Below are 22,230 nucleotides of genomic sequence, written 5' to 3' on the forward strand. Positions count from 1 at the left end.
GCAACCCGGGAATGCAGCGCCACATGACTCGCAGCACCACGCGTCGCGGCGGGGCGCTCACCATGGCGACCTGCTGCTTCACTGCCTACACCGCCGTCATGCTGCGGCTCGAGCGGCGAATGCGACTCACCGGTGGGCCGGGAATCGTGCCGTTCGAGTTGGCGGGAAACCCGACTCGCGCCGCGCAGATCATGACCCGCTGGGGCCCCGACGGCCGGCGCGCCGCCCGGTTGTCGCTGTGGCTGGACTTCGGGTACATGTCGACCTACGGCGCGCTGACCGCGCTTCTGCTCGAGCATGTCCGCCGCATGCGCGGGCACCCCGCCGCTCTAACCGCCGTCGTGATCCCGGCCGTGGCGGCTGACGCAGTGGAGGGAGTGTCGTTACTCAAGGTCCTCGATGGCTCAGAGGTCGACGTGCATGCTCGTCGTGCTCGAAGTGCCGCCATCGTCAAGTTCGTTGTTCTCGGCTGCGCTATCGGCTACTGCCTCATCGGGGGATCCCATCGACTCGTCAGCGCGTAGAGCGTGGAGCGAGTCCGCCCACCAGGAGGTCGACGAGTTGCGCCGCGAAGGCACGGTCGAGCGGACGGTCGATGATCGTTGCCCGGGCCAGCGCGGTGCCCAGGAAGGCGTCGATCACCAGCGACAGGTCGAAGTCGTCACGAATCTGTCCGCGCCGCTGGGCACGTTTCAGCAAGTCATGGACGCGCGCGTATTCCGGCTCCACCACTCGACTGCGAACTAGTCGTGTCGACTCAGCGCTGGCCGACAGATCGGCCAGCATGCCGGGCAAGGCGGCCCGCGCCTCCGGTGCGGCGAATTCCGCGACCGCCCACTCGTAGGCCTCGAGCAGGTCGGTGACCACGTCACCGGTATCCGGGATGGAAAGCGCCTTCGTCTTACCGAAGACCGCCTCGAACACCAGCGCCAACTTGGTCGGATAGCGCAGGTACAGAGTCGGCTTGCTCACCCGTGCGCGCGCAGCGACGGCTTCCATCGACAATCCCGGGTAGCCGACCTCGAGGAGCAACTCGCGCGCGGCCGTCATGATCGCCGCGTCGATTGCGGGATTTCTTGGTCTTCCCCGTGGCTTCACAGCGTCGTATCATATACGGTACGTATAGAAAACTAAGGGAGGGGCGATGTCTCCAACCGAAATTCCAACCCAGAAACCGCGGGCACACCGCCGTCCTGTCCCGGCCGAGCCTTTGGTGGAAGGCGGGTACGATTACGCGGACGCGTTCGAAGTCGAAGTGGCCGAGTCGGATTCGCGGGTAGCCGAACAGTTCATGCGTGACGCACTGGAACGCTCGGCGCCGGCGCTGCGATCGCTCGTCCTATTGGTGCACCGACACGTTTTGAGATTTCGATTGGGCCCACTCGCGGCACCCGACCACGTGCTGGGCTGGCGGATACTGACGTCCGAACCCGACGTGGTGCAGTTGGAGGCGCAGGGACCCATCGGTCGCGGCGTTCTCGTGCTGCGCCGCGTCACGCCGGCCCGTGGCGTGCTCTCGACCTTCGTCTTCTTCAGGCACCCGGTGGCCCCGGTGATTTGGACCATCGTCGGACCCGCGCACCGCAGGGTCGCGCCGTACTTGATGGAGCGCACGGTGTCTCGGTGACGTGGACCGACACTGTGCAGCGCCGAATGATAACGAACAGGCGGTGGAAACGCCGGACGTGCGGTCTCCGACGTCCCTCGGCTGATGCCGTCACCAGCACGGCCCGCTGACCGGTGGAAGCCGAACGAGATCGGTTTGATTGCGACACCCGGAGTCGCCCGGGGCGCGCCCCCCACGACGACGAAACCCCGCTAGATTGACCCCAGATTGAGCGACCCGAGGTTGAGCGAACCCGGCCACAGCGAACCCGGCGACAGCGACGGTCCCGACGTGCACAACACCATGCCGGGTGTGGCGAAAGCGGAGTCACAGCCGCACAACTGCACGCCGTTGATGACGCCACAGCCGGGTCCTGCCGGGGCGGGTATAACAGGCGATGGGACGGCATTGGCCACACCCCCCGCGCCTAGTCCCAGAACGCTGAAGCCCGAGGCGCAAGCGAATACGACCGCAAAAATGGTGTTCTTGAACTTCACGGCGCACCCCTATTAGTTCCAGACAGCACGGACCACTCCGAAACTGCTCTCTCTTATGCTGCACTTGTTGAGGGCACATAGGAACCCAGTTCCCGATTTTCGCCAGTTGCTGCGACCGCAGACCCCGCCAGCACCGGAATCACCCGCGGTACCGCGGCGCGCGGTCACAGGTCGCGGTACTGCTTTGCTGGTGACGTCGGCGCCGGCGGCCATTGCGGGCCCGCGTCGACGTAGCGGATGCGGAGCCGGGGCCGGATCCACCCCGATCTTGCTGGACTGCTCGACCGCGGTATTCAACGCCGACTTGGCCACCAAGTGAAGGCAAAACACCATCTGACGTGGGGCGGGCGGGGCTCGAACCCGCGACCAACGGATTATGAGTCCGCGGCTCTAACCGACTGAGCTACCGCCCCCGGCGCGCTGCGCGGCAACCATCGTCCCACATCGTGATGTGCCCACCTCTCAGCGACTATTTCGCTCCCAGCGATTCTTTCGCTCAGAGGTGGGCACCCAGACTGGTGCCCTTCCCGCGGCCGTCACGCGATGTCTGCGTACACCGGCTGCCCGTCGTCGCCGATCGAGTAGCGGTCGGTGCCTGACGCCACCCGCGGGGCGTCGGCCCCCAGCGATACGGCGATCTTGTTGCACGCGTTGCGCATGACGTCCAGCGTCAGCTCGAACGCCTGCTTCTCCGAGAAATGGTGCCGCACCCCCGCCGCCACCTCCACTCCGATGCTCGCCGGCGACCAGATCAGCGCATCGACGTACCGCAGCGCCGACTTCTGCGCTTCGGTCAGGTTCTCGGCGGATTCGTAGTCCTCGATCTGCCCGTACATGTCCTCCGACCCGCCCGAGTCCAGTGCGTCGCGGTCGCGAAGCGACTTGCACAGCCGGCAGTGGTGCTGCGCCGCACCCCGCAACCGTACGATCTCGGCCGTCACCGGGTCGAGCGACCGCAAGCGTGCCACCGCCGGCGCGAACCCGTTGAGCAGCGCGTCGACGGGGTCGGACTCGTGGTTCCATTCGACGACGCTGACGTAGCCAGGTCGGCCCAACCCCAGCGCCTCACATCCCGCCCACACCCGCGGCACGAAGTCCGCGATGAAGATCGTCGTCACTGTGCGAAAGGCGTTGTCGCCCACGGTCGCCAATAGTCGCTTCCGTTGGTTGTCGCCGATACCGGACACATCCGTCGCGAACTGCTCCGCGAACGCCGCCACCACCCGGTCGGCTTCGGTGGATTCTTCGATCAGGTCGACTTCCACCGCCAGCGGCGGCAACGACAGCGACCTGCCGCACGTCAACCGGATCAGCGTGTCCCGTCGGCTGTCACCCGACGACATCGCCACCAAGCCGGCGATCCGATCGGCAAGCTCATCAGCGCCCACGCAATGATTATTGCGCCTGACTGACCGACGACATGTGAAAGTCCGGAATCCGCAGCGACGGCATCGCCGCCCGCGTCGCCCAGTCACCCCACTCGCGCGGCAACGTGACCTCGCTGACGCCCGCCTCCGTCGCGCGGCGCAGCAAGTTCAGCGGACTCTCGTTGAACCGGAAGTTGTTGACCGCCGCCGTCACCTCGCCGTCCTCGATCAAGTACACGCCGTCGCGGGTCAGTCCCGTCAGCAGCAGCACCGCCGGATCGACCGCCCGCAGGTACCACAGCGTGCTCAGCAGCAGTCCGCGCTCGGTCCCCGCGATCAGGTCCGCCGGCGCCGACTCGCCACCGGTCATCAGCAGGTTGTCCGCCGGCACCGCCGGGGGCGCGTCGAACTCCGCGGCCGCAGCCCTCGAATACGCCAACGAATTGATCGCACCGCTGCGGATCCAGTCCACCCGACCGATGTCCATACCGTTGTCGAAAACCGAAACCCGTTCCGACGACGTGGACGTCGCGACGAACGGTGTACAAGCCAGCCCATCGGCGAACGGATCGGAGTACAGCGTCAACGGCAGATCGGTGAGCCGCTCCCCCACCCGGGTACCGCCGCCCGGCGCCGAGAACGCCGTGCGCCCCTCCTGCGCGCCCCGGCCGTCCATCGCCCAGGTCAGGAAGATCATCAGGTCGGCCACCGCCGACGGCGGCAGGATGGTCTCGTAGCGTCCGGCAGGCATCTCCACCGTGCGTCGTGCCCACCCCAGGCGCATCGATAACTCGTCCAGCATGGATTCGATTGACACACAGGCGAAGTCGGCGGCGCTGACACCGACCCACGCGCTCGCGCCGTCACGCTTGCCATTGATCTCCACCGAACCCGTCGGCTGCGTGTGCCGACGCCGCAGTCCGCCCGACGTCGCCACGAACGTCGTCTCCAGGATGTGCCGCGCATACCCGTACAGCCGGTCGCTGCCGCGGAATCCGCGGGCGAGGCCTCCGGCCACCGGCAGGAACACCTCCGCTCCGGTGCTCGGCACCGGATCATCCCAATCGGGTGGTGCGTCGCCGCCGGCCAGCAGCGGCGCGCTGTCGCGAGCCTCGGGCGCCGAGCGCGCGGCCTCCTGGGAGGCGGCCACCAGACCCGGGATCGTCGACGGGTCGACCTCGCTGGACCGCACCGAGCCGACATGTGATCCGCCGTCTCTGCGCACCACCGAAACCACCGTCGTGTAGCGCGTCGTCGATTCGCCGTTGGTGGTCATCGAGTTGCCCGCCCACCGTAAGGACGCGTCGGCGCGGTCGGTCACCAACACGATCGTCTCGTGGGCCCCGCCCAACCGGGTCGCCTCGGCCAGCGTGACCTCTACCACCTGCTGTGCGGCGATCATCGCTTACCGTCCGCCTTCCGCGCGGGTGTTGAGCACGTTCACCCCGCGGAACAACGCCGAGGGGCAGCCGTGGCTCACGGCGGCCACCTGGCCCGGTTGCGCCTTGCCACAGTTGAACGCCCCGCCGAGCCGCCACGTCGACGGTCCACCGACGGCTTCCAGCGAGCCCCAGAAGTCCGTCGTCGTCGCCTGGTACGCCACGTCGCGCAGCTGCCCGTCGAGCCGACCGTCGCGGATGCGGAAGAAGCGCTGCCCGGTGAACTGGAAGTTGTAGCGCTGCATGTCGATTGACCAGCTCTTGTCTCCGACGATGTAGACACCGTCGTCCACGCGCGCGATCAGATCGTCGGTGCTCACCTGGTCGGCGCTGGGCTCCAGCGACACGTTGGCCATCCGCTGGAGCGGCACGTGATGCGGCGAATCGGCGTAGGCACAGCCGTTGGAGCGCGCCTCCCCGAGCCGCGGTGCGAACACCCGGTCCAGTTGGTAGCCGACGAAGACACCGTCACGCACCAAATCCCACTTCTGCGCCTGCACTCCTTCGTCGTCGAAACCGATTGTGGCCAGACCGTATTCGACGGTCCAGTCGGCGGTGACGTTCATGACCGGAGAGCCGTAACGCATAGTGCCGAGCTTGTCAGGCGTGGCGAACGACGTACCCGCATACGCCGCCTCATATCCGATCGCCCGGTCGTATTCGGTGGCGTGGCCGACGGATTCGTGGATCGTCAGCCAGAGATTCGACGGGTCGATGACCAGGTCCGTCGGCCCCGCCGCGACGCTGGGCGCCTTGACCTTCTCGGCCAGCCACGTCGGCAGCATGGCCAGTTCCTCGGTCCAGTTCCACACGTCGTCGCCGGCGACGTACTCCCAGCCGCGTGCCGTTGGCGGCGCCAGCGTGCGCATCGTCTCGAACGTTCCGGCCGCGGCGTCGACGGCGACCGCCTCCAGCGACGGCTGCACGCGCACCCGCTGTTGGGTGATCGACGAACCGAAGGTGTCGGCGTAGAACGTCTGCTCCTTGGCGGTGTGCAGTCCCGCCGAGACGTGGTCGACGCCGTCTGCGGCCAACAGCCGCCCCGAGTACTCGCCGAGCACGGCCAGCTTGTCGGCGGTCGCGACGGTGAACGGGTCGACCTCATAGTCGGAAACCCATGTGAAATCGGAGTAGACGGGTTCGGCGGCGAGTTCGATGCGCTCGGCGTTGAGCGCCGCCAGTGTCTTGGCCACCCCCACGGCGCGGCGCGTGGTCTGCGCCGCGACGTCCGCGCTGAGCTCGGCATGGGACGCAAATCCCCATGTCCCGTCGACGATCACGCGGACCGCCAAGCCGATCTCCCGGTCGATCACCGACGTCTGCAGTTCGCCGTCGCGCAACTGCAGGAACTCCGAAGTGATCGCGTGGATGCGAAGGTCGGCGTAGCCGGCGCCTGCGGCCAGCGCCGCCGACGTCGCCGCGTCCGCCAGCGCTTTCCGCGGCAGGTTGACGAACGCGTCGTCGACTCGTCGGGTCGCTGTCACGCCACCACCGTAGTGGTGACGTGCGCGGTGAGCGTGGATCAACGCGTGACGGCGCTGGTGCCGGCCACCGTCAACTCCAACGCCAGCGCCGTCCCGCACAGCGCGGCGACGATGAGGAACGCCCACCAGTCAATCGTTTTGGGACCCGACGGCGCGGCGGAGATCTGGCCGGCGCCACCCCGCGCGGTGATCGCATCGCCCATCTCGTCGGCACGCCGCAGCGCGACGGTGATGGCCGCGGCCAACAGATCGATCGCCTCGAGCCACCACCGCCGCCATCGGCTCCGACGGCGTGCGTGGACCGGTTTCGGCCTGAGATTGCGCGCGGCGTGGAGCACGCGGAACTCGTCGATCAGCATCGGGAACGCGCGCAGCGCCAACGCCAGCGCCACCGCCCACTCGTCGACCGGCACCCGGAACACCCGAAGCGGCCGGCCCAATCTCGCGACAGCAGGCGCGATTTCGGCGACATTCGTCGTCCACGAAACCATCGCCCCGAGCCCGAGCAGCACGATCGAGAGCGCGGTGATGCGCAGGAAGTTCAACAGACCGCCCAGCCCGACATCGACCGCACCCAAAGAGACGATCGGGCTGCCGCCGGCGAAGGTGGCCGTCAACCCGCCGAGGAAGAGGAGAACCCACAGCCAGGACGGCACCGACGGGAGCACGCCGCGCGGGATGTTGGCCAGCCGCGCCGAGACCAGCACCAGCACCGCGACCGCGCCGATCGGCACCCATCCCGGGTAGAATGTCATCAACACGCCGATGGCCGCGACGAGCAAGAGCTTTGTGCCGGCCCAGAGTTGGTGAACCACGCTGTTGCCGGGCACTGGCCGCAGCAGCACCACACCCCTGCGCTGGCGACGCCTCGTCGGTGCTGTCACGGGAGACCTCCCGCAGCCGTCGGTGCGGGCACCAGCACGCCACCTTCCAGATGCAATGTGCGCGGGCACAATTCGTCCAGCCCCACGAAGTCGTGGGAGATCACGACGACGGTGAGTCCGGCGCGGCGGCGCAGCTCCACCAGCAGTCGCAGCAGCCCGCGCTGGCTCGTGGCGTCCAGGCCGGCCAGCGGCTCGTCGAGGATGAGGGCGCGCGGCGAGCGGGCTAGCAGCCCGGCGAGGACGACGCGACGCATCTGGCCTCCGCTGAGCTGATCGATGCGCCGTTCTGCCAGCGTCGCATCGAGGCCGACCGTCGACAGCGCTTCGTTGACCCGGCCGCGATCACGCGGCGAAAACCCGGCGGCCGAAGCAATGTCGAGGTCGACCCGGCTGCGCATCAGCTGCAACCGCGCCGCCTGGAACGAGATCGCAACGGCGCCAACCTGATCCGATGCCGGTTTACCATCGAGCAGGCATGTGCCCGCCGTGGGCTCGGTGAGGCCCGCCATGATCCAGGCCAGCGTCGACTTGCCTGACCCGTTCAGGCCGTGGATCAACAGGCCGTCACCCTCATGCACCGCGAAGGTGAGGTCGCGCAGCGCCGTCGCGGCCCACGGCGTCCCGCGCCCGTACTCGTGGCTGACGTCCACGAGTTCCAGTACCGGGGCTGCTTCGGTTCCCGGTGCGACGGTCGCGACCGGCGCATCGGCGGATTCCACCATGTCGGTGTTGTCGGCGGCGCCTCCATTTCCGGTCAGGTCGACCGTGCGATCGGCGGCGTCGGCCTCGTCGTTGTAGTGGGTGATGTGCACCAGCGACATCTGGTGGTGCCGCGTCAATCCGGACAGCACCGACATCAGTCCCTCGCGGCCCTGCTGGTCGACCATGCTGGTGACCTCGTCAGCGATCAACAGGGACGGTTCGCGCGCCAGCGCCGCCGCGACGGCAAGCCGCTGTAGTTCACCGCCCGACAGCCCTCCGGTGTCGCGTTCGGCCAACCCGTCCAGGCCCACCTCGGTGAGCAACTGGCCGACGTCGGTGGCCTTGCCGGGTGGCAGCCCCCAGACGACGTCGTCGGCGACGCGGGTGCCGAGCACCTGACTCTCCGGATGCTGCATGACGACCGCCGTGCCGCCGATGCGGCCCAGCCCGACGGCACCCGGCCGTTCGATGGCGCCCGACGTCGGTTCGCGCCCGGCCAGTATCAGCATCAGCGTCGTCTTGCCCGAGCCGTTGGCGCCCGTCACCGCGAGGTGCTCACCCGGTTCCACGTCCAGCGACACCGGACCCAGCGCGTCATGGTCGGCGCTTGGATAGCGGAAGCGGACGTCGCGCAGTCGTGCTGGCACCGGGGCGATCGCGCCCACGTCTTTGGAGGACTCCAGTTTGTGGACATCGGGGATGCCGGCCAGCCGCTCCATCACCCGCGACAGGGCCCACCACCCGACGAGGCTGACAAAGGTGATCGACATCACCCCTGCGCTGAAGAACAGCAGCGGCCAGTAATCGAGCGCGGTCGCGAAGTCAGTCTTGAGTCGCTCGGCCGCGCCCTCCATATCGGGGATGCGGGCAATCACCGCAGCGAGGCCGTTGACGTTGGCGGTGACGGACTCGAATATCAGGTGACGCAGCCGCGCCAGAACCGACAACGCCACCACCCCCGCCGCGCCGAACACCGCCCCGGCGAGCAGCGCCGCGAACAGCACGGTCGGGGTGCCGCGTCCGCGACGCTTGACGATGCCGGTCAGCCCGCCGATATAGGCGCAGTTCACCACGGTCATGAATCCGCCCATGCCCGCGATCAGGAACGCGATGATGCCGCCGGCGACGGTCGCGGTGAGCAGTACCCGCAACCGGTATCGGTAGGCCAGCAGCCCCATCGGCACCGTGCCCAGCAGCGACAACCCCGCCGCGAAGGGGACGACCACGGAGATGATCGCGGTCGCCGCGCACAGCGCCGCCATGACGGAGGCCTGCGCGAGTTCGACGGGACGTAAACGACCGGTATGGCGAGTTCGGCCCCCGGTCGCGGTCATTGCACGATTCTGCCAGCCGCGATCGGGCCGTCCACACGGCGCTGTGATCGCTGGAGCCGGACGAGCGTTCGGAACACATAATGTGGTCGCCATGACGCAGACCCTCGGAGCCGATCTGCTGTCCGTGGTCGCCCGGATCAACCGACTGGCCACGCAGCGGGCCCGTCTGCCCCTCGGCTATGCCCAGGCACGGCTGCTGTCGACGATCGAGGATCAGGGCGAGGCCCGCATCTCCGATCTGGCCGCGCTCGACCACTGCTCACAGCCCACGATGACGACCCAGGTCCGCCGCCTCGAGGAGGCGGGCATGGTGTCGCGAACCGTGGACCCCGAGGACGCCCGCGCGGTACTGATCCGCATCACGCCGCAGGGGGTGGACACGCTTCGGCAGGTGCGGTTGGACCGCGGCGCGGCCATCGATCCGTACCTCGAACGGCTCGACGCCGCCGACCGCGAGACGCTCACCGAGGCGGTGCGTGTATTGCGACGGTTGCTCGACGACGCCTCGGCCCGCGACACGATCACCGCCCCGCTCACGTGACGGCGCTGCCGACCAGCAGCCCGACGACAAACGTCGCGGCGACGGCGGCTGCGCCCAACGCGAGTTGGCGCAGCGACGCGAACCACAGCGGTTTCTTGGTGAAACGCGATGCGACGCCACCGGCGATCAACAGCCCGAGCCCGCCGCACAGCAGGCCCAGCCAGAGGGTCTCGAACCCGAGGAGATACGGGATCAGCGGCGCCATAGCGCCGATCGCGAACGTGACGAACGACGACCCCGCCGCGATGTAGGGGGACGGCTTCTCGGTGGGATCGATGCCGATCTCCTGCACGAGATGAAAGTTGATCGCCCGGTTCTCGTCGCGGTGGATCTCCTCGGTGGCCGCCGCCGCCGTCTGGGACGACATGCCCATCTGCGTCAACGCGTCGGCGAGTTCAGCCTTCTCGGCTTGCGGATGCATGCGGAACGCGCGGCGCTCGACAAGGACTTCGGACTCTATTTGTTCGTTTGCGGTCTTCACAGAGGTGTATTCGCCCAGCGCCATGGAGAAGGCGCCGGCCGCCAACCCGGCGAATCCGCTGAGCAGCACGGTCTGCGCGGCGGCCGTCGCGCCCACGCCTGCAATCAGTGCGGTGTTGGAGACCAAGCCGTCCATGGCGCCGAACGTCGCAGCCCGAAGCCATCCGCCGCTGACATCACTGTGGCGGTGGTCGAACTCGTGCGGATGCCACCACCCGCGCTGCCGGTCTGAGTTCCTCATGGCCTGATTCAACTCCGGCCGCCGGGGCGCAGGGTCACTCAGGTCCACCTTGGTTTGTGACATCACAGTTTGCGCAGGCGCGCGGAAGGCTACCGTCGAGTCATGACCACCACTGCCGAACATCTGCGCAATGCGCTCGACGGACGTTGGCGCGATGTGAAGAACCGGATGCGTGAGGAGCTCTCCAACGAGATCTTTCGACCGCACTACACCCCCAACACCGTCATCGCCCGTACGAAGGTGGCCGAACAGCTCAAGATCATGGCGGCTATGGGGGCCGCCGAGGACGGCTTCAAGAAGGAGCACGGCGGCAACGGTGACGTCGGTGCGGCCGTCACGCAGATCGAGATGCTGGCGATGAGCGATTTGTCGCTGATGGTGAAAGCCGGTGTGCAGTGGGGGTTGTTCGGCGGGGCCATCGAGAACCTCGGCACCGAGCGACACCACGAGAAGTACGTCAAGCCGGTCATCGACTGCGAGCTTCTCGGCTGCTACGCGATGACCGAGACCGGCCATGGCAGCAATGTGCAAGCGTTGGAGACCACCGCCACCTACGATCCGGCGACCGAGGAGTTCGTCATCGACTCCCCGACACCGACCGCACGCAAGGACTACATCGGCGGGGCCGCCGAAACCGCCCGCATCGCCGCTGTTTTCGCCCAGCTGATCACTCCCGACGGGGAGGGCCACGGTGTGCACTGCGTGCTGGTGCCGATCCGAGACGAGGACGGCAACGACCTGCCCGGGGTGACGACATCGGACTGCCACTACAAGGGTGGTCTGCCCGGCGTCGACAACGGCCGGATCCAATTCGACAAGGTCCGCGTTCCGCGGGAGAACCTGCTCAACAGGTACGGCGACGTCGCGCCCGACGGTACCTACAGCTCACCGATCGAGAGCCCCGGCCGCCGGTTCTTCACCATGCTCGGCACCCTGGTTCGGGGCCGGGTCACGGTAGGGGGCAGCGCAGCGGCCGCGGCTCGCGTCGCGCTCGACATCGCCACGCGATATGGGTTGTTGCGCAGGCAGTTCGAGGCGCCGGGCGAGGACCACGAAGTGGTCATCATGGACTACCTGGTGCACCAGCGCCGGCTGCTGCCGTTGATCGCGGAATCGTATGCGCTGCAGTTCGCGCAGAACGAACTCGTCGCCAAGTGTCATGACCTGCAGAGCGCCGAGGATCCCGACCCGGAGGAGCAGCGTGAGCTCGAGGGTCGCGCGGCCGGGCTGAAGGCCGCCAACACGTGGCACGCCACTCGCGCGATCCAGGAGGCGCGCGAGGCCTGCGGCGGCGCGGGCTACATGGCCGAGAACCGGTTGATCGCGTTGAAGGCCGACACCGACGTGTTCACCACTTTCGAGGGTGACAATCACGTCTTGACGCAATTGGTGGCCAAGCAACTGCTCACCGCGTACGCCGACGACGTCAAGAGCATGAGTCCGGTCGAATGGGTGCGGTTCGCGGCGAACTTCGCCGGTGAGCGGGTGCTGAAACGCACTGCGGCCGAGACGATCATGCAGACGATCCTCGACACTCGGCAGGACAACGAGGAGGAAGGCAGCCTGTTCAACCGCGGCACCCAGGTGCAGATGTTCGAGGACCGCGAGGAGTACATGATCTCCACGGTGGCGCGCCGGTTACAGGGCAAGTCGAAGGAGATGAGCGAGTTCGACGCGTTCAACGCGGTGCAGGACCATGTGCTGCACTGCGCCCAGGCCCACATCGACCGGGTGATCCTCGAAGCGTTCGTCGCCGGGATCGACGCGTGCGAGGACGAAGAGGCCCGCAAGATACTGAACATGGTGTGCGATCTGTACGCGCTGTCGGTGATCGAAAAGGACCGAGCGTGGTTCATCGAGCACCGGTTCATCTCGACCGAACGCGCGAAGGCCGTCACCCGTGGCGTCAACGAACGTTGCCGGACGCTGCGCCCGTACGCCGAGTTGCTGGTCGACGGGTTCGGCATCCCCGAACAGTTGCGCTACGCCGAGATGTTGCACCCCGAGCGCATCCCCGATGCCGATGAGCACGTGGAGCAGGACGCGATCAGCGCGGGCACTATCGGGCCGAAGTAACGGCAAACCGTGGGGCTGGCCCGTCATCACCGGACGACGGACCAGCCCGTACATTACCCTCAGCCGGCGGCCAACTCCTTCTTCCCGTACACCCGCTCCATCAGAGCGGTGTCGCCGTGAATCCTCACGGCGACCGTCTTACCGTCGCGGATCGTGAATACGTCTGCATCACGGCCGGTTTGGCCATCGACGTGGATTTCGGTGAGCACGACGACGGTGTCGCCCTCGGCGATCATCTGGTCGACCCTGATGGTGATCGGCTTCTGCGCGAGGCGGCCGAGGTACTCCATCAGCTCCGTCTTGCCGTGGTAGGTGCCGCTGACGGCGCTCTCGCCGGGCTGAACCCATTCGATGTCGTCGTCGAACAGACCCATGAGTGACTCCATGTCTGCGGCGGCGAATGCCTCGTACCCGCGTCGGACGAGTTCCTTGTTTTCCTGCTCGGACATTTCGATCCCCTTTGTGCGCATTCGATAACTTCGGCCGCGAGCGCGTGGCCGGTCTTGGGAGTCGCACGTGTGCAGCTCCCGGGATCAGTCAGACCGTTCGCCGCCGCAACAGATTATCCGCCTCGGACACGGCCAAATGAGCGGATCGGCCGACAAAGTTCTGACGATTGCAGAGTTTCGAGCGCGGTCGGCCGCGCCCCCGGCACCGCCGCCACCCAAGGACCTAGTTACGGCGAGGCGGCGACTGCCCGCTCGGCCTGGCGGCACGCACTGGCTGCCGGGGGTTTGCGTCAAGGTTCGTTCGGGTCCACCGGACGCCTCGCGATGACGATGAAGAACCCGCCCTCGCGATGGCCGCTGATTATCATTCCGAGGTTGACCAGCATGCGCTCGAACCCGCTGCCGAGCCGCTCCGGTTTGAACAGCAGCTCGTCTTCAGTCATTACCTTGAACGGCTCGGTCTTGGGAATCGCGTGCACGAACTCGAAGCCGATCTTTTCCAGCCAGCCGATCACTTCGCCGACAGTGTGCTTCGATTCGTGCGGGTTCTTGTATTGATCCATGAACCATGACCGGCGTTTCTGCGTGCTGACGTAGGCGTCCACGGCGTGGCGATCAAGAAACATGAAGCGATCGTTGGTGGCGTTGAAGGCGACGCGACGGATGTCCGTGGCTAACCGTCCGTACTTGTGGTACAGGCCGATCATGATGTAGCCGCCTGGCCGCACGAGCCGCGAGATTGACTCGAAACCGAGCTGGGGATCGCTCGTGTGGTGCAGCACTCCGTTTGAGATGACCAGGTCGAACGTGCCGGGTTTGAATGCCGGCCTGAACAGATTCATCTGCAGAAAGTGGGCGCGCTTCAGATCGTTCTGCTGCTTGAAGGCGGTTGCCATCTTCAGCGAGTTGAGGCACAGGTCGGTGCCGATCACCGTACGTCGGATGGCGAGAAAGTTGGTGAGCTGCCCTGTCCCGCAACCGCATTCGATCACACGCGCGCGGTATGGAATCTGATCGTCAAGCAGCTTGGCGAACACTGCCTTTCGCGCTTTGTCGATCAAGCTGCCGACGTTGTCGAAGTCGTCGTAGTTGGGAAATGGGTTCTCTTCGTAGAACGCCTTGATCTTCTCGGTAACGTCCTCCTTCGAATCATCCCACTCGTTCGGCATGAAAAGTGACGGGATGCCGTCTTGGACGGGATAGTGCCGCTGACACAGCCGGCAGTTGAAGCCGTCGGCTTGAATCCCCAGAGTTTCGCTGCCGCAGCGCGGGCAGCATAGGTGCTCGGAATATTCCCTGAAGAAGTTGTCAAGCTCTGAATGAGGCACACCAAATTCTAATGGCGTGTTGGCCGTGAAAGGATTTGGCTCCAGGGGGCGGCCTGATCTGGCCTCGCCTGGGTGGCGGCGGGGTGTCGTGGACGGTCTGTGCCCCACTTCGGTGACACGCTGTATCGGTTATGACGGCTCTACTTGGCCCCACCTCAGCGTGGTCGTGTTCGGATGGTCCGGATCGCCGGTCACAGAGGTCAGGCGTGCGAGGGTGTCCCGGGTGCAGCAGTTGGAGGCGATTCGGCGTGATCATCGGGTCGAGGGGCTTTCGGTTAGGGGGTTGGCCGACAAGCACGGGGTGCATCGGCCACGGTGCGCCAAGCGTGGGCGTCAGCGGTGCCGCCTCCGCGCAAGACCGCCGCGCGGTCAGCGCCTCGGTTGGGTCCGTTCAAGGCAGCGTGGCCCGGGACTGGGCGGCCGAGCAGATGCTGTTGGCGCCGATACCGCGCTGAGTCTGGCCCCGCTGGTGGACCGCTACGCCCAAGGTGTTCGCCGCACATGGTGGCCCGCCGAAGGTGCTGCGCCGGGACAACGGCTCGGAGACGGTTTCTCAAGCACTGCAACGGTTCTCGAGAACAAGACCGGCATGGTCTACATCGCGCCGGGCTGCCTGGGATCATGGCTACATCGCCTCGTTCAACAACCGACTGCGCAAGGAGTGTCTCCACCGCAACCACTGGAACACCTTGTTGGAGGCCGCGTGCTCATCGGCGACTTCAAACACGACCACAACCACCGGCACTGCCACTCCGTCTTGGGCTCCCGCACTCCGGCCGACTACGCTGCGGCCCACTGGTGCAGCCACACCCCGGTCACCTGCAGCGATCTCCTGAGAACGGATCAAACGAAACCCGATTCTAGAACCGGGTCGACTCAATAACGGGGACTCGCCAGTAACTGTGGCCTGATGATTTGTGCCTGATTCTTTTTGGGCTAGACTTGCTCAAATTCTTCCAGGTGAATTCGCCTGACCTACTGTATTCGCAAAGTTCCGGAATCATGCGCGGATGTCGTTGGGGATGAGTGCGGTGAACCCTGGAGGAAGCCGGGATCCGCGGATCGTCAATTTGCGAGTGGTAACTCAGAAAAGTGCGTACAGCGTGAACGGAACACTGATCTGGACCACACCGATGAACCCCGCAACCCCCAGCAACAATATGATCAGACCCATGACCCAGTAGGCCCTGTTTACAACAGCGTACCGGCCGAACTCTGTCAGCAATCGCCAGGTATATACGGCGCGGCGCATCAGTCGAGCACCGTCGAAATCTCGAACAATTCCCGGTTCTCACGGCCGGGCTGCATTCGTTTGTCCAGTACGTGGTCTTCGAGAATCAGATAGTCCATTTCGGTATTCATGAAACACCGGTAAGCGTCCTCGGGGGTGCAGACGATCGGCTCTCCCCGGATGTTGAACGAGGTGTTGACCACCACGGGACAACCCGTCAGCTGCTCGAACGACGTCAGAACGTTGTGGTAAAACGGATTTGTTTCCCGCGAGACAGTCTGGACGCGCGCCGAATAGTCGACGTGGGTAACCGCCGGAATCGACGACCGCACTTGGTTGACCTCACTGAAGAGGTCGTCCGATCCATTGGTGCTGGCGTTGGTTCGTATCTCGTCCCGGACTGGACTGACCAACAGCATGTACGGGGAAGGTATGTCGAGGTCGAAATAGTCTTTCGCTCGTTCCTCGAGAACCGATGGGGCGAACGGGCGGAACGACTCCCGGTACTTGATCTTGAGATTCATGACCGACTGCATCTCCGGTGACCGCGCGTCGCCCAGGATGGAACGATTGCCGAGTGCCCTTGGTCCGAACTCCATGCGTCCGGTGAAGAGGCCAACGACGTTGCCTTCCGCGATGAGTTCTGCGATCTTGCGTGCTCGCTCGCCGGTATCCGGCAGCGTCTCGAACGGGTAGCCGCGGTCGGACAAGTACCCAGCGATCTCGCTCGCGGAGAACTCGGGTCCGAGATATGCCCCCTGCATGCAGTCACCTGTGACGGGTCGAGGATTTCCGCCGGTCTGATACCACGTGTGCAGCGCAGCCCCTAGGGAACCGCCGGCATCGCCGGCCGCCGGCTGGATCCAGATGTCGGTAAACGGCCCTTCGCGGAGCAACCTCCCGTTGGCGACGCTGTTGAGGGCGACACCACCCGCAAGGCAGAGGTTCTTCTCGCGGGTCACCGCGGCCGCGGTCGCGGCCATCCGCATCACGATCTCTTCCGTGACGTCCTGGATGGAGCGCGCGATGTCCATCTCTCTGCGAGTGATGGTGCCTTCCGGAGGACGCGGAGGCCCGCCGAAAAGTTCGGCAAAACGATCGTTTGTCATCGTGAGGCCACCGAGAAAGTCAAAGTACCTGAGATTGAGTTCGATTGAACCGTCGTTGTGGATGTCGACGAGGTTGTCGGTGATGAGGTCCACGTATTTCGGCTCACCGTAAGGCGCGAGGCCCATAAGCTTGTATTCGCCTGAGTTGACCCGGAATCCGCAGAAATAGGTGAACGCCGAGTACAGCAGTCCCACCGAGTGTGGGAACCGCATTTCGCGATGGATCTCCAGCTGGTTGCCGGCCCCACGGCCGATGCTCGCCGTTGCCCACTCGCCGACTCCATCCATCGTGAGGACTGCGGCCGACTCGAACGGTGAGGGGTAGAAGGCGCTCGCGGCGTGACTCTCGTGATGCTCGGTGAAGTACAGCTCCGACGGCACCTGATAGCCGAGCGCTTTCAGGTTGCGTTCGATCTCGTACGTGATCCAGAGTTTCGTTCTCAGCCACTGCGGAAGCGCCGTCTGGAACGATCGAAAGCCCCGGGGGCTCACGGCACCGTACGTCTTGATGAGACGAATTAATCTCGTTATCGGCTTCTCGTAGAAAGCAATTGCATCGATCCCCGCGCGGTCGACGCCTCCTGCCCGGAGGCAATACGCGACGGCGTTCTTCGGGAACCCCGGGTCATGCTTGACGCGGGTGAAGCGTTCCTCCTGCGCGGCCGCAATGATCTGACCATCTCGGACCAGAGCGGCAGCCGAGTCATGGTAGTAGGCGCTGATACCCAGAATGTTCATCGCTTCAACCCGAGATTTGGATATATGGCTCGCGCAACAAGTTCCGCGCCCCGTTCGTTGGTGTGCGAATTGTCCATGAACACGGCTTCCTTCACGCCGTCCAGTTCATCGGCGAAATTGAGGACCGGAGGAGCGATGAGCGCTGTCGCGTCACGAAAAGCCGCTCCCACGCCCCACTCATCCGGGCTCGCGAATTGTTCGGCATCACCACCCTCAGTGGTGTATGCAGTGGGCTGCCACACGAATACGGGTTTGAAGCCGTAACTCTTTGCCAAGTTTTCGATGACGTCGATCGCCCTCTCGTAGAGGTGCACAGCGTTTCGAGCCCGCTCCTGGGTCAGCTCCGCAGTGGGCGCCGGTCCCGCCTGTTTGGAATTCGACCTTAGGGCGAGGCGCGTCAGAATACTATGGGTGGAGTAGAAATCCACGACGGAATCCTTGACGGAGAGCCCCGAGCCGCGCATCCGCGCCCTTTCCACCGCCTCTCGTACAAAGAGTCCCCCGGGATATGTCGGGTCGGTGGTGAGCCCCTCAACCTGCTCGGCCACGTCGTTCACACCGTCGTAGAAAACCACGACATCGGGCGCGTGCCCCTCACTGAGCAACTGTTGGAGTAAGGAGAGTTCCTGCCAGATGCCCCACGCGACCTGACCGTAATTGCTGACCCGGACCGGAACGCCGTCTTCTTCGGCGAGTCGAGCGACGTAGGAAGGGATCGTGTACAAATCGCGTTGACCGTAGCCCCACATCGTCGACCCGCCGAACAAGTACACCGATGTGGCGTCGTCGCCCACTCCCTCAGCGATATAGGTCTTGCGGGCGCGGTCGGCAATGTTGATGTATCTGCCCTTGTAGTCTTGACTCACCATGCCTAATAGCGGCACATATACGTTGTTGGTGTAGATGTTCCCGAATTCGTTGAACCAGTCGCCAGCCCAGTCTTGATCCGCCGCCATAGAAGCCGACGACATTTGCGCGGTGAAGATGTCCTCCCACGTACCTTCTTTGCCTCCGACGCGAACTCCGCCGTGGGGAGCCCAGTGGGGGAACGCGAGCCCGATCATGAGATCCACGACCGCCAACAACACCGCGGCACGAATGGCCACCACCGCAAGATGTTTCGCACCCGCCGCACGTCCTCTTGGTTTGACCACTACGTCCGGCTCGACACTGAACTGGCGGCGAGCCATCGCCGGATCGGAGACGCGCGGTTTCGTGACCCAGGTGCTTTCCGCAGTGATGCCGGGTGAAGCGAGAAGTTTGCGGCCGAAGAGGCGAAGATAAAGGGATACCGGCGTTATCACGACGAAGTAGACGAGCGCCAACACGACCGTCGACACGAGTCGCCCGACCCACGCCGCCACCCTGGCGATGCCCGCGTCGATTGTCGACCCGACGGCCGGCCAGGCGACCGAGCACAATGCCAGCCCTATCACCACGAACGTGAGCAGGACGGCTCCGAGTCGCACATCGAGTAGCCACAGGACCGCAGCGACCACCAGCCCGCCGCAGGTCCGAAATGCGGAGGCCTTCAGGGCTGCAGCCCGTCGGGATCGCCGGTCTTGTCCATTGGAGGGCGCTGAACTCACATCGCGCGCCCACCATTCGTACTCGCCGTGGACTGTGGCGGCCTCGTCGTGCTTCTCGCGGAGCATCCCTCCCCCTACCGATGCGCTCCCACTTCGTACCTCAGACCAGCTCTCAAATGCGTCCTTTCCGCGGCTGGTGTCGGTAGTGCGATGGAACCTAGCATTCAGGCGACGCCGATGTCGCCGAAACGGTACGCGCCGCCAAAATTCTTCGTTCAGGGGGTCGGGAAGACACAGGCGGGAGGCTCAACATTGCGATCATGAATGTCATCGAATGCCGCGCCCCTGAAAGGAATGCCTGAGACTCCAATATGTTGCAGGTCGCGACACTTGGGACATCGCAGCTCCGCACTGCAAACATTGGCTCCCCCGGCTGGACTCGAACCAGCAACCCTTCGGTTAACAGCCGAATGCTCTGCCAATTGAGCTACAGGGGACTGCTCACCCGCGATCTCGCTCTGCGCGGGACGGGGGTTGACTCTAGCGTACGTGTCGGCGGCGCCGCCAATACGCCGCCTCCGCTCGCGCTCTCAGGTACGTGAGGCAGGATGGAACGCAAACACCTCGTCTGGAAGGGACCCCGTGATCGGGTATTTCGTCGTATTGGGTGTCGGCTATGTACTCGGCTCCAAGGCCGGCCGCCGCCGATATGAACAGCTCGCCGGCACCTACAAGGCGGTCACCGAGAGCCCCACCGCCAAAGCCGTACTCGACGCCGGACGACGCAAGATCGCCGACCGGGTGTCACCGGACCCACCGATGATCAAGTTGACCCAGATCGACAACGGAACCGAGATCATCGGACCCGAGACTGCGCAGGTGAGGAAGGTCCGTTAACGGTACGGATCAGTGATCGTCTGGCCGGGAAGCAGGGGGCCCGTGTTGACGCCGACTTGGCCCTGATCTAGGCCGATCTGCGGAGTACCGACATTGATGCCGTTGCCGTTCGAGACGCCGAGGCACCGGCCGTCCTCCTTGTTCCCGAACCACGCCAGGCATTGGCTGAGCGGCGGGGCCGCGTCGGATTCGGACAGCACGGAGGCCGCAAGCGGTGCCGCGACCGCGGCCATGGCGATCGCGCCTGCGGCGATGAACCGCCGCGCCCGGTTGTTGGTCGATGTCACGTGCACGCCTTCCTGACCGTTCCCACGGTGTACAGCGCGCCCACCATATCGCGTTACCGGGGACTACGCAGAGATGTCGTCTCCGCTGGCCTGCTCGAGCAGGCTGCGCCGATACGCCTCCATCGCGACCAGGTCACCGAACAACGCGTGGTACTCGTCGCCCTGCTCGACCGGCGACATGCGCTGCAGCTTCGACTTGACCTCGGCGATCTGCCGCCCCACCCAGACCTCTTGCAACCGGGCCAACACCCCGCCGATGTAGCGCGGCAACCGCTCGTCGTCGTCGACGTTGACGGCTTCCACCCCGAGTTCGTTGACCAGGCTCGCCGCCGCGGGCGTCTCGGTGTGCGATCGGACCGTCTCGATCCATTGCGCGCCGGACTGGCCCGTGGACGTGCCACCGGCGGCGTCGACGGCCGAGCGCACCGCGGCGTAACCCGGGTGTGTGAAGCTCTCGACCGTCAGCGAATCGAACACCGGCCCCGCGAGCGCCGGATACTGCAGGGCGGCTTTGAGCGCCTCGCGCTGCGGCCACAGCGTCGGGTCCGCGGGGTCCGGTCGCGCAGCCGGGTCAGGCGTACGCGCCCCGCGTGGCTGCGGCTGCTCGCCTGCCGCGCGTCTGCGACCGGCGCGTTCGGGCATCCCCCGCTTCTGCGCTTCCTCGCGCACCCGTGTCAACACCTGCGCCTCGTCGGCCCAGCCCACCCAGCCCGTCAGCCGCCGCGCATACTCGTCGCGCAGCATCGGCTCCTTGATGCGGGCCACCATAGGCACGCATCGGCGCAGCGCGGCGACTCGGCCCTCGGCGCTGTCGAGGTCGTGTTCGGCCAGTGCGGTGCGAATTGCGAACTCGAACAACGGTGTTCGTCGCGCCACCAGGTCGCGCAGTGCACCGTCGCCGAATTGAAGCCGGATGTCACACGGATCCATCCCGGCCAGTTTCTCTTCTGAGGCCACCGCGACGAACGACTGGCCCGCCAGGTTCTGCTCACCCTCGAACGCCTTGATAGCCGCGGCGCGGCCCGCGGCGTCGCCGTCGAAGACGTAGATCAGCTCACCGCGAAAGAAGTTGTCGTCCATCATGAGTCGACGCAGCATCGACAGGTGCTCATCGCCGAACGCGGTTCCGCACGACGCCACCGCTGTCGTCACGCCGGCCAGGTGCATCGCCATCACGTCGGTGTAGCCCTCGACAACGACGGCCTGATGGCCTTTGGCGATGTCGCGCTTGGCCAGATTCAACCCGAACAGGACCGACGACTTCTTGTACAGAACGGTTTCGGGGGTGTTGACGTACTTGGCTTCCATCGGGTCGTCGTCGAAGATCCGGCGGGCGCCGAAGCCGATCACCTCGCCGCCACTGGCCCTGATCGGCCACAGCAGTCTGCGGTGGAAGCGGTCCATCGGGCCGCGTTTGCCTTCGCGCGACAGGCCGGCCGCTTCGAGCTCCTTGAACTCAAAACCCTTGCGCAGCAGATGCTTTGTCAATGTATCCCAGCCCGACGGCGCGAAGCCGCAGCCGAACCGTTTGGCCGCGTGGCCGTCGAAGTTGCGCTCGATCAGGTACTGCCGCGCGGGTGCGGCCTCGTCGGACTCCAGCGCAGCCGCATAGAACTCCTGTGCCGCCGCGTTGGCGGCGAGCAACCTGCTGCGGCTGCCGCGGTCGCGCTGCACATTGGTGGTCGATGCGCCGGTGTAGGTGATCGTGTAGCCGACGCGGTCGGCGAGCAGTTCGACCGACTCGACGAAGCTGACGTGCTCGATCTTCTGGACGAAGGCGTAGACGTCGCCACCCTCACCGCAGCCGAAGCAGTGGAAGTGGCCGTGGTTGGGCCGCACGTGGAACGACGGCGACTTCTCGTCGTGGAAAGGGCACAGCCCCTTCAGGGAGTCCGCGCCCGCGCGCCGCAACTGCACGTAGTCGCCGACGACGTCCTCGATGCGGACCTGGTCGCGGATGGCCGCGATGTCGCGATCAGGAATGCGGCCGGCCACCGGGCCAGTCTAGAGC

The 22,230-nt window shown here is 65.5% G+C and carries 19 protein-coding genes and 2 tRNA genes; 6 read left to right on the plus strand and 15 right to left on the minus strand.

The genetic code is table 11. The annotated features are described in order from the left end of the window. Nucleotides 1–23: 23 nt before the first annotated feature. Nucleotides 24–524 (plus strand): hypothetical protein, encoded by a 501-nt coding sequence (locus AU193_RS01420; RefSeq protein ID WP_156425072.1) that lies wholly within the window; start codon nt 24–26, stop codon nt 522–524. Here AU193_RS01420 and AU193_RS01425 read toward each other — a convergent pair. Then, the gene (locus AU193_RS01425; protein ID WP_064420541.1) at nt 514–1,050 is read right to left on the minus strand and encodes a TetR/AcrR family transcriptional regulator; all 537 of its coding nucleotides are present in this window, start codon (nt 1,048–1,050) and stop codon (nt 514–516) included. The genes AU193_RS01420 and AU193_RS01425 overlap by 11 nt on opposite strands. Nucleotides 1,051–1,213: 163 nt before the next feature. Between AU193_RS01425 and AU193_RS01430 the strand changes: the two genes are divergently transcribed. After that, complete coding sequence (locus AU193_RS01430; protein ID WP_064420542.1) at nt 1,214–1,627, plus strand: hypothetical protein; 414 nt, start codon at nt 1,214–1,216, stop codon at nt 1,625–1,627. Between the two features lie 815 nt (nt 1,628–2,442). Here AU193_RS01430 and AU193_RS01435 read toward each other — a convergent pair. From AU193_RS01435 to AU193_RS01460, 6 genes are all read right to left on the minus strand, one after another. Beyond that, a tRNA-Ile gene (locus tag AU193_RS01435) sits at nt 2,443–2,516 on the minus strand. 123 nt (nt 2,517–2,639) lie between these two features. After that, a complete protein-coding gene (locus AU193_RS01440; RefSeq protein ID WP_064420649.1) occupies nt 2,640–3,446 on the minus strand; it encodes a carboxymuconolactone decarboxylase family protein in 807 nt (268 codons plus the stop codon). 52 nt (nt 3,447–3,498) lie between these two features. Beyond that, nucleotides 3,499–4,872, minus strand: coding sequence for a metallopeptidase TldD-related protein (locus tag AU193_RS01445; RefSeq protein WP_064420543.1), 1,374 nt, complete (start codon nt 4,870–4,872; stop codon nt 3,499–3,501). A gap of 3 nt (nt 4,873–4,875) precedes the next feature. Then, on the minus strand, nt 4,876–6,393 hold the full coding sequence (locus AU193_RS01450) for a TldD/PmbA family protein (protein ID WP_064420650.1): 1,518 nt from the start codon (nt 6,391–6,393) through the stop codon (nt 4,876–4,878). A gap of 38 nt (nt 6,394–6,431) precedes the next feature. Beyond that, a complete protein-coding gene (locus AU193_RS01455) occupies nt 6,432–7,277 on the minus strand; it encodes an energy-coupling factor transporter transmembrane protein EcfT (protein WP_064420544.1) in 846 nt (281 codons plus the stop codon). Next, nucleotides 7,274–9,313, minus strand: coding sequence for an ATP-binding cassette domain-containing protein (locus AU193_RS01460; protein WP_064420545.1), 2,040 nt, complete (start codon nt 9,311–9,313; stop codon nt 7,274–7,276). The genes AU193_RS01455 and AU193_RS01460 overlap by 4 nt, the downstream gene beginning before the upstream one ends. A 91-nt stretch (nt 9,314–9,404) precedes the next feature. Between AU193_RS01460 and AU193_RS01465 the strand changes: the two genes are divergently transcribed. Next, complete coding sequence (locus tag AU193_RS01465) at nt 9,405–9,854, plus strand: MarR family winged helix-turn-helix transcriptional regulator (RefSeq protein WP_064420651.1); 450 nt, start codon at nt 9,405–9,407, stop codon at nt 9,852–9,854. Here AU193_RS01465 and AU193_RS01470 read toward each other — a convergent pair. Beyond that, entirely contained in the window at nt 9,847–10,575 is a 729-nt protein-coding gene (locus AU193_RS01470) for a VIT1/CCC1 transporter family protein (protein WP_064420652.1), read from the minus strand. The two genes, AU193_RS01465 and AU193_RS01470, sit on opposite strands and share 8 nt — an antisense overlap. A gap of 102 nt (nt 10,576–10,677) precedes the next feature. Between AU193_RS01470 and AU193_RS01475 the strand changes: the two genes are divergently transcribed. Then, nucleotides 10,678–12,651, plus strand: coding sequence for an acyl-CoA dehydrogenase (locus tag AU193_RS01475; protein WP_064420546.1), 1,974 nt, complete (start codon nt 10,678–10,680; stop codon nt 12,649–12,651). A 59-nt stretch (nt 12,652–12,710) separates the two neighbouring features. Here the strand turns inward: AU193_RS01475 and AU193_RS01480 are convergent, their stop codons facing one another. Next, the gene (locus tag AU193_RS01480) at nt 12,711–13,100 is read right to left on the minus strand and encodes a nuclear transport factor 2 family protein (protein ID WP_064420547.1); all 390 of its coding nucleotides are present in this window, start codon (nt 13,098–13,100) and stop codon (nt 12,711–12,713) included. A gap of 290 nt (nt 13,101–13,390) precedes the next feature. After that, a complete protein-coding gene (locus AU193_RS01485; protein ID WP_156425073.1) occupies nt 13,391–14,428 on the minus strand; it encodes a methyltransferase domain-containing protein in 1,038 nt (345 codons plus the stop codon). A 326-nt stretch (nt 14,429–14,754) separates the two neighbouring features. Between AU193_RS01485 and AU193_RS23780 the strand changes: the two genes are divergently transcribed. Further along, a complete protein-coding gene (locus tag AU193_RS23780) occupies nt 14,755–14,883 on the plus strand; it encodes a hypothetical protein (RefSeq protein ID WP_371259115.1) in 129 nt (42 codons plus the stop codon). Between the two features lie 796 nt (nt 14,884–15,679). Here the strand turns inward: AU193_RS23780 and AU193_RS01490 are convergent. The 3 genes from AU193_RS01490 to AU193_RS01500 form a co-directional block, all read right to left on the minus strand. Further along, nucleotides 15,680–17,506 (minus strand): carbamoyltransferase, encoded by a 1,827-nt coding sequence (locus AU193_RS01490; protein ID WP_064420549.1) that lies wholly within the window; start codon nt 17,504–17,506, stop codon nt 15,680–15,682. Next, nucleotides 17,503–19,161, minus strand: a complete 1,659-nt coding sequence (locus tag AU193_RS01495; RefSeq protein WP_156425074.1) for a GDSL-type esterase/lipase family protein — start codon at nt 19,159–19,161, stop codon at nt 17,503–17,505. Before AU193_RS01495 ends, AU193_RS01490 begins: the two co-directional genes overlap by 4 nt. A 295-nt stretch (nt 19,162–19,456) precedes the next feature. Continuing rightward, a tRNA-Asn gene (locus AU193_RS01500) sits at nt 19,457–19,532 on the minus strand. A 145-nt stretch (nt 19,533–19,677) separates the two neighbouring features. Here AU193_RS01500 and AU193_RS01505 point away from each other — a divergent pair. Beyond that, on the plus strand, nt 19,678–19,932 hold the full coding sequence (locus AU193_RS01505; RefSeq protein ID WP_064420551.1) for a hypothetical protein: 255 nt from the start codon (nt 19,678–19,680) through the stop codon (nt 19,930–19,932). Here AU193_RS01505 and AU193_RS01510 read toward each other — a convergent pair. Together AU193_RS01510 and dnaG are read right to left on the minus strand one after the other, a co-directional pair. After that, nucleotides 19,929–20,219 (minus strand): hypothetical protein, encoded by a 291-nt coding sequence (locus AU193_RS01510; RefSeq protein WP_371259116.1) that lies wholly within the window; start codon nt 20,217–20,219, stop codon nt 19,929–19,931. The genes AU193_RS01505 and AU193_RS01510 overlap by 4 nt on opposite strands. Before the next feature lie 63 nt (nt 20,220–20,282). After that, entirely contained in the window at nt 20,283–22,214 is a 1,932-nt protein-coding gene (gene dnaG, locus AU193_RS01515; protein ID WP_064420553.1) for a DNA primase, read from the minus strand. Between the last annotated feature and the right edge of the window lie 16 nt (nt 22,215–22,230).

Source organism: Mycobacterium sp. GA-1285 (assembly GCF_001499905.1).
GTDB lineage: Bacteria > Actinomycetota > Actinomycetes > Mycobacteriales > Mycobacteriaceae > Mycobacterium.

Coding starts and splice junctions, on each gene's coding strand:
- AU193_RS01420 (WP_156425072.1), top strand. CDS start 24: ATGACTCGCAGCACCACGCGTCGCGGCGGGGCGCTCACCATGGCGACC.
- AU193_RS01425 (WP_064420541.1), bottom strand. CDS start 1,050: ATGACGGCCGCGCGCGAGTTGCTCCTCGAGGTCGGCTACCCGGGATTG.
- AU193_RS01440 (WP_064420649.1), bottom strand. CDS start 3,446: ATGTCGTCGGGTGACAGCCGACGGGACACGCTGATCCGGTTGACGTGC.
- AU193_RS01445 (WP_064420543.1), bottom strand. CDS start 4,872: ATGATCGCCGCACAGCAGGTGGTAGAGGTCACGCTGGCCGAGGCGACC.
- AU193_RS01460 (WP_064420545.1), bottom strand. CDS start 9,313: ATGACCGCGACCGGGGGCCGAACTCGCCATACCGGTCGTTTACGTCCC.
- AU193_RS01465 (WP_064420651.1), top strand. CDS start 9,405: ATGACGCAGACCCTCGGAGCCGATCTGCTGTCCGTGGTCGCCCGGATC.
- AU193_RS01470 (WP_064420652.1), bottom strand. CDS start 10,575: ATGAGGAACTCAGACCGGCAGCGCGGGTGGTGGCATCCGCACGAGTTC.
- AU193_RS01475 (WP_064420546.1), top strand. CDS start 10,678: ATGACCACCACTGCCGAACATCTGCGCAATGCGCTCGACGGACGTTGG.
- AU193_RS01480 (WP_064420547.1), bottom strand. CDS start 13,100: ATGTCCGAGCAGGAAAACAAGGAACTCGTCCGACGCGGGTACGAGGCA.
- AU193_RS01490 (WP_064420549.1), bottom strand. CDS start 17,506: ATGAACATTCTGGGTATCAGCGCCTACTACCATGACTCGGCTGCCGCT.
- AU193_RS01495 (WP_156425074.1), bottom strand. CDS start 19,161: ATGCTCCGCGAGAAGCACGACGAGGCCGCCACAGTCCACGGCGAGTAC.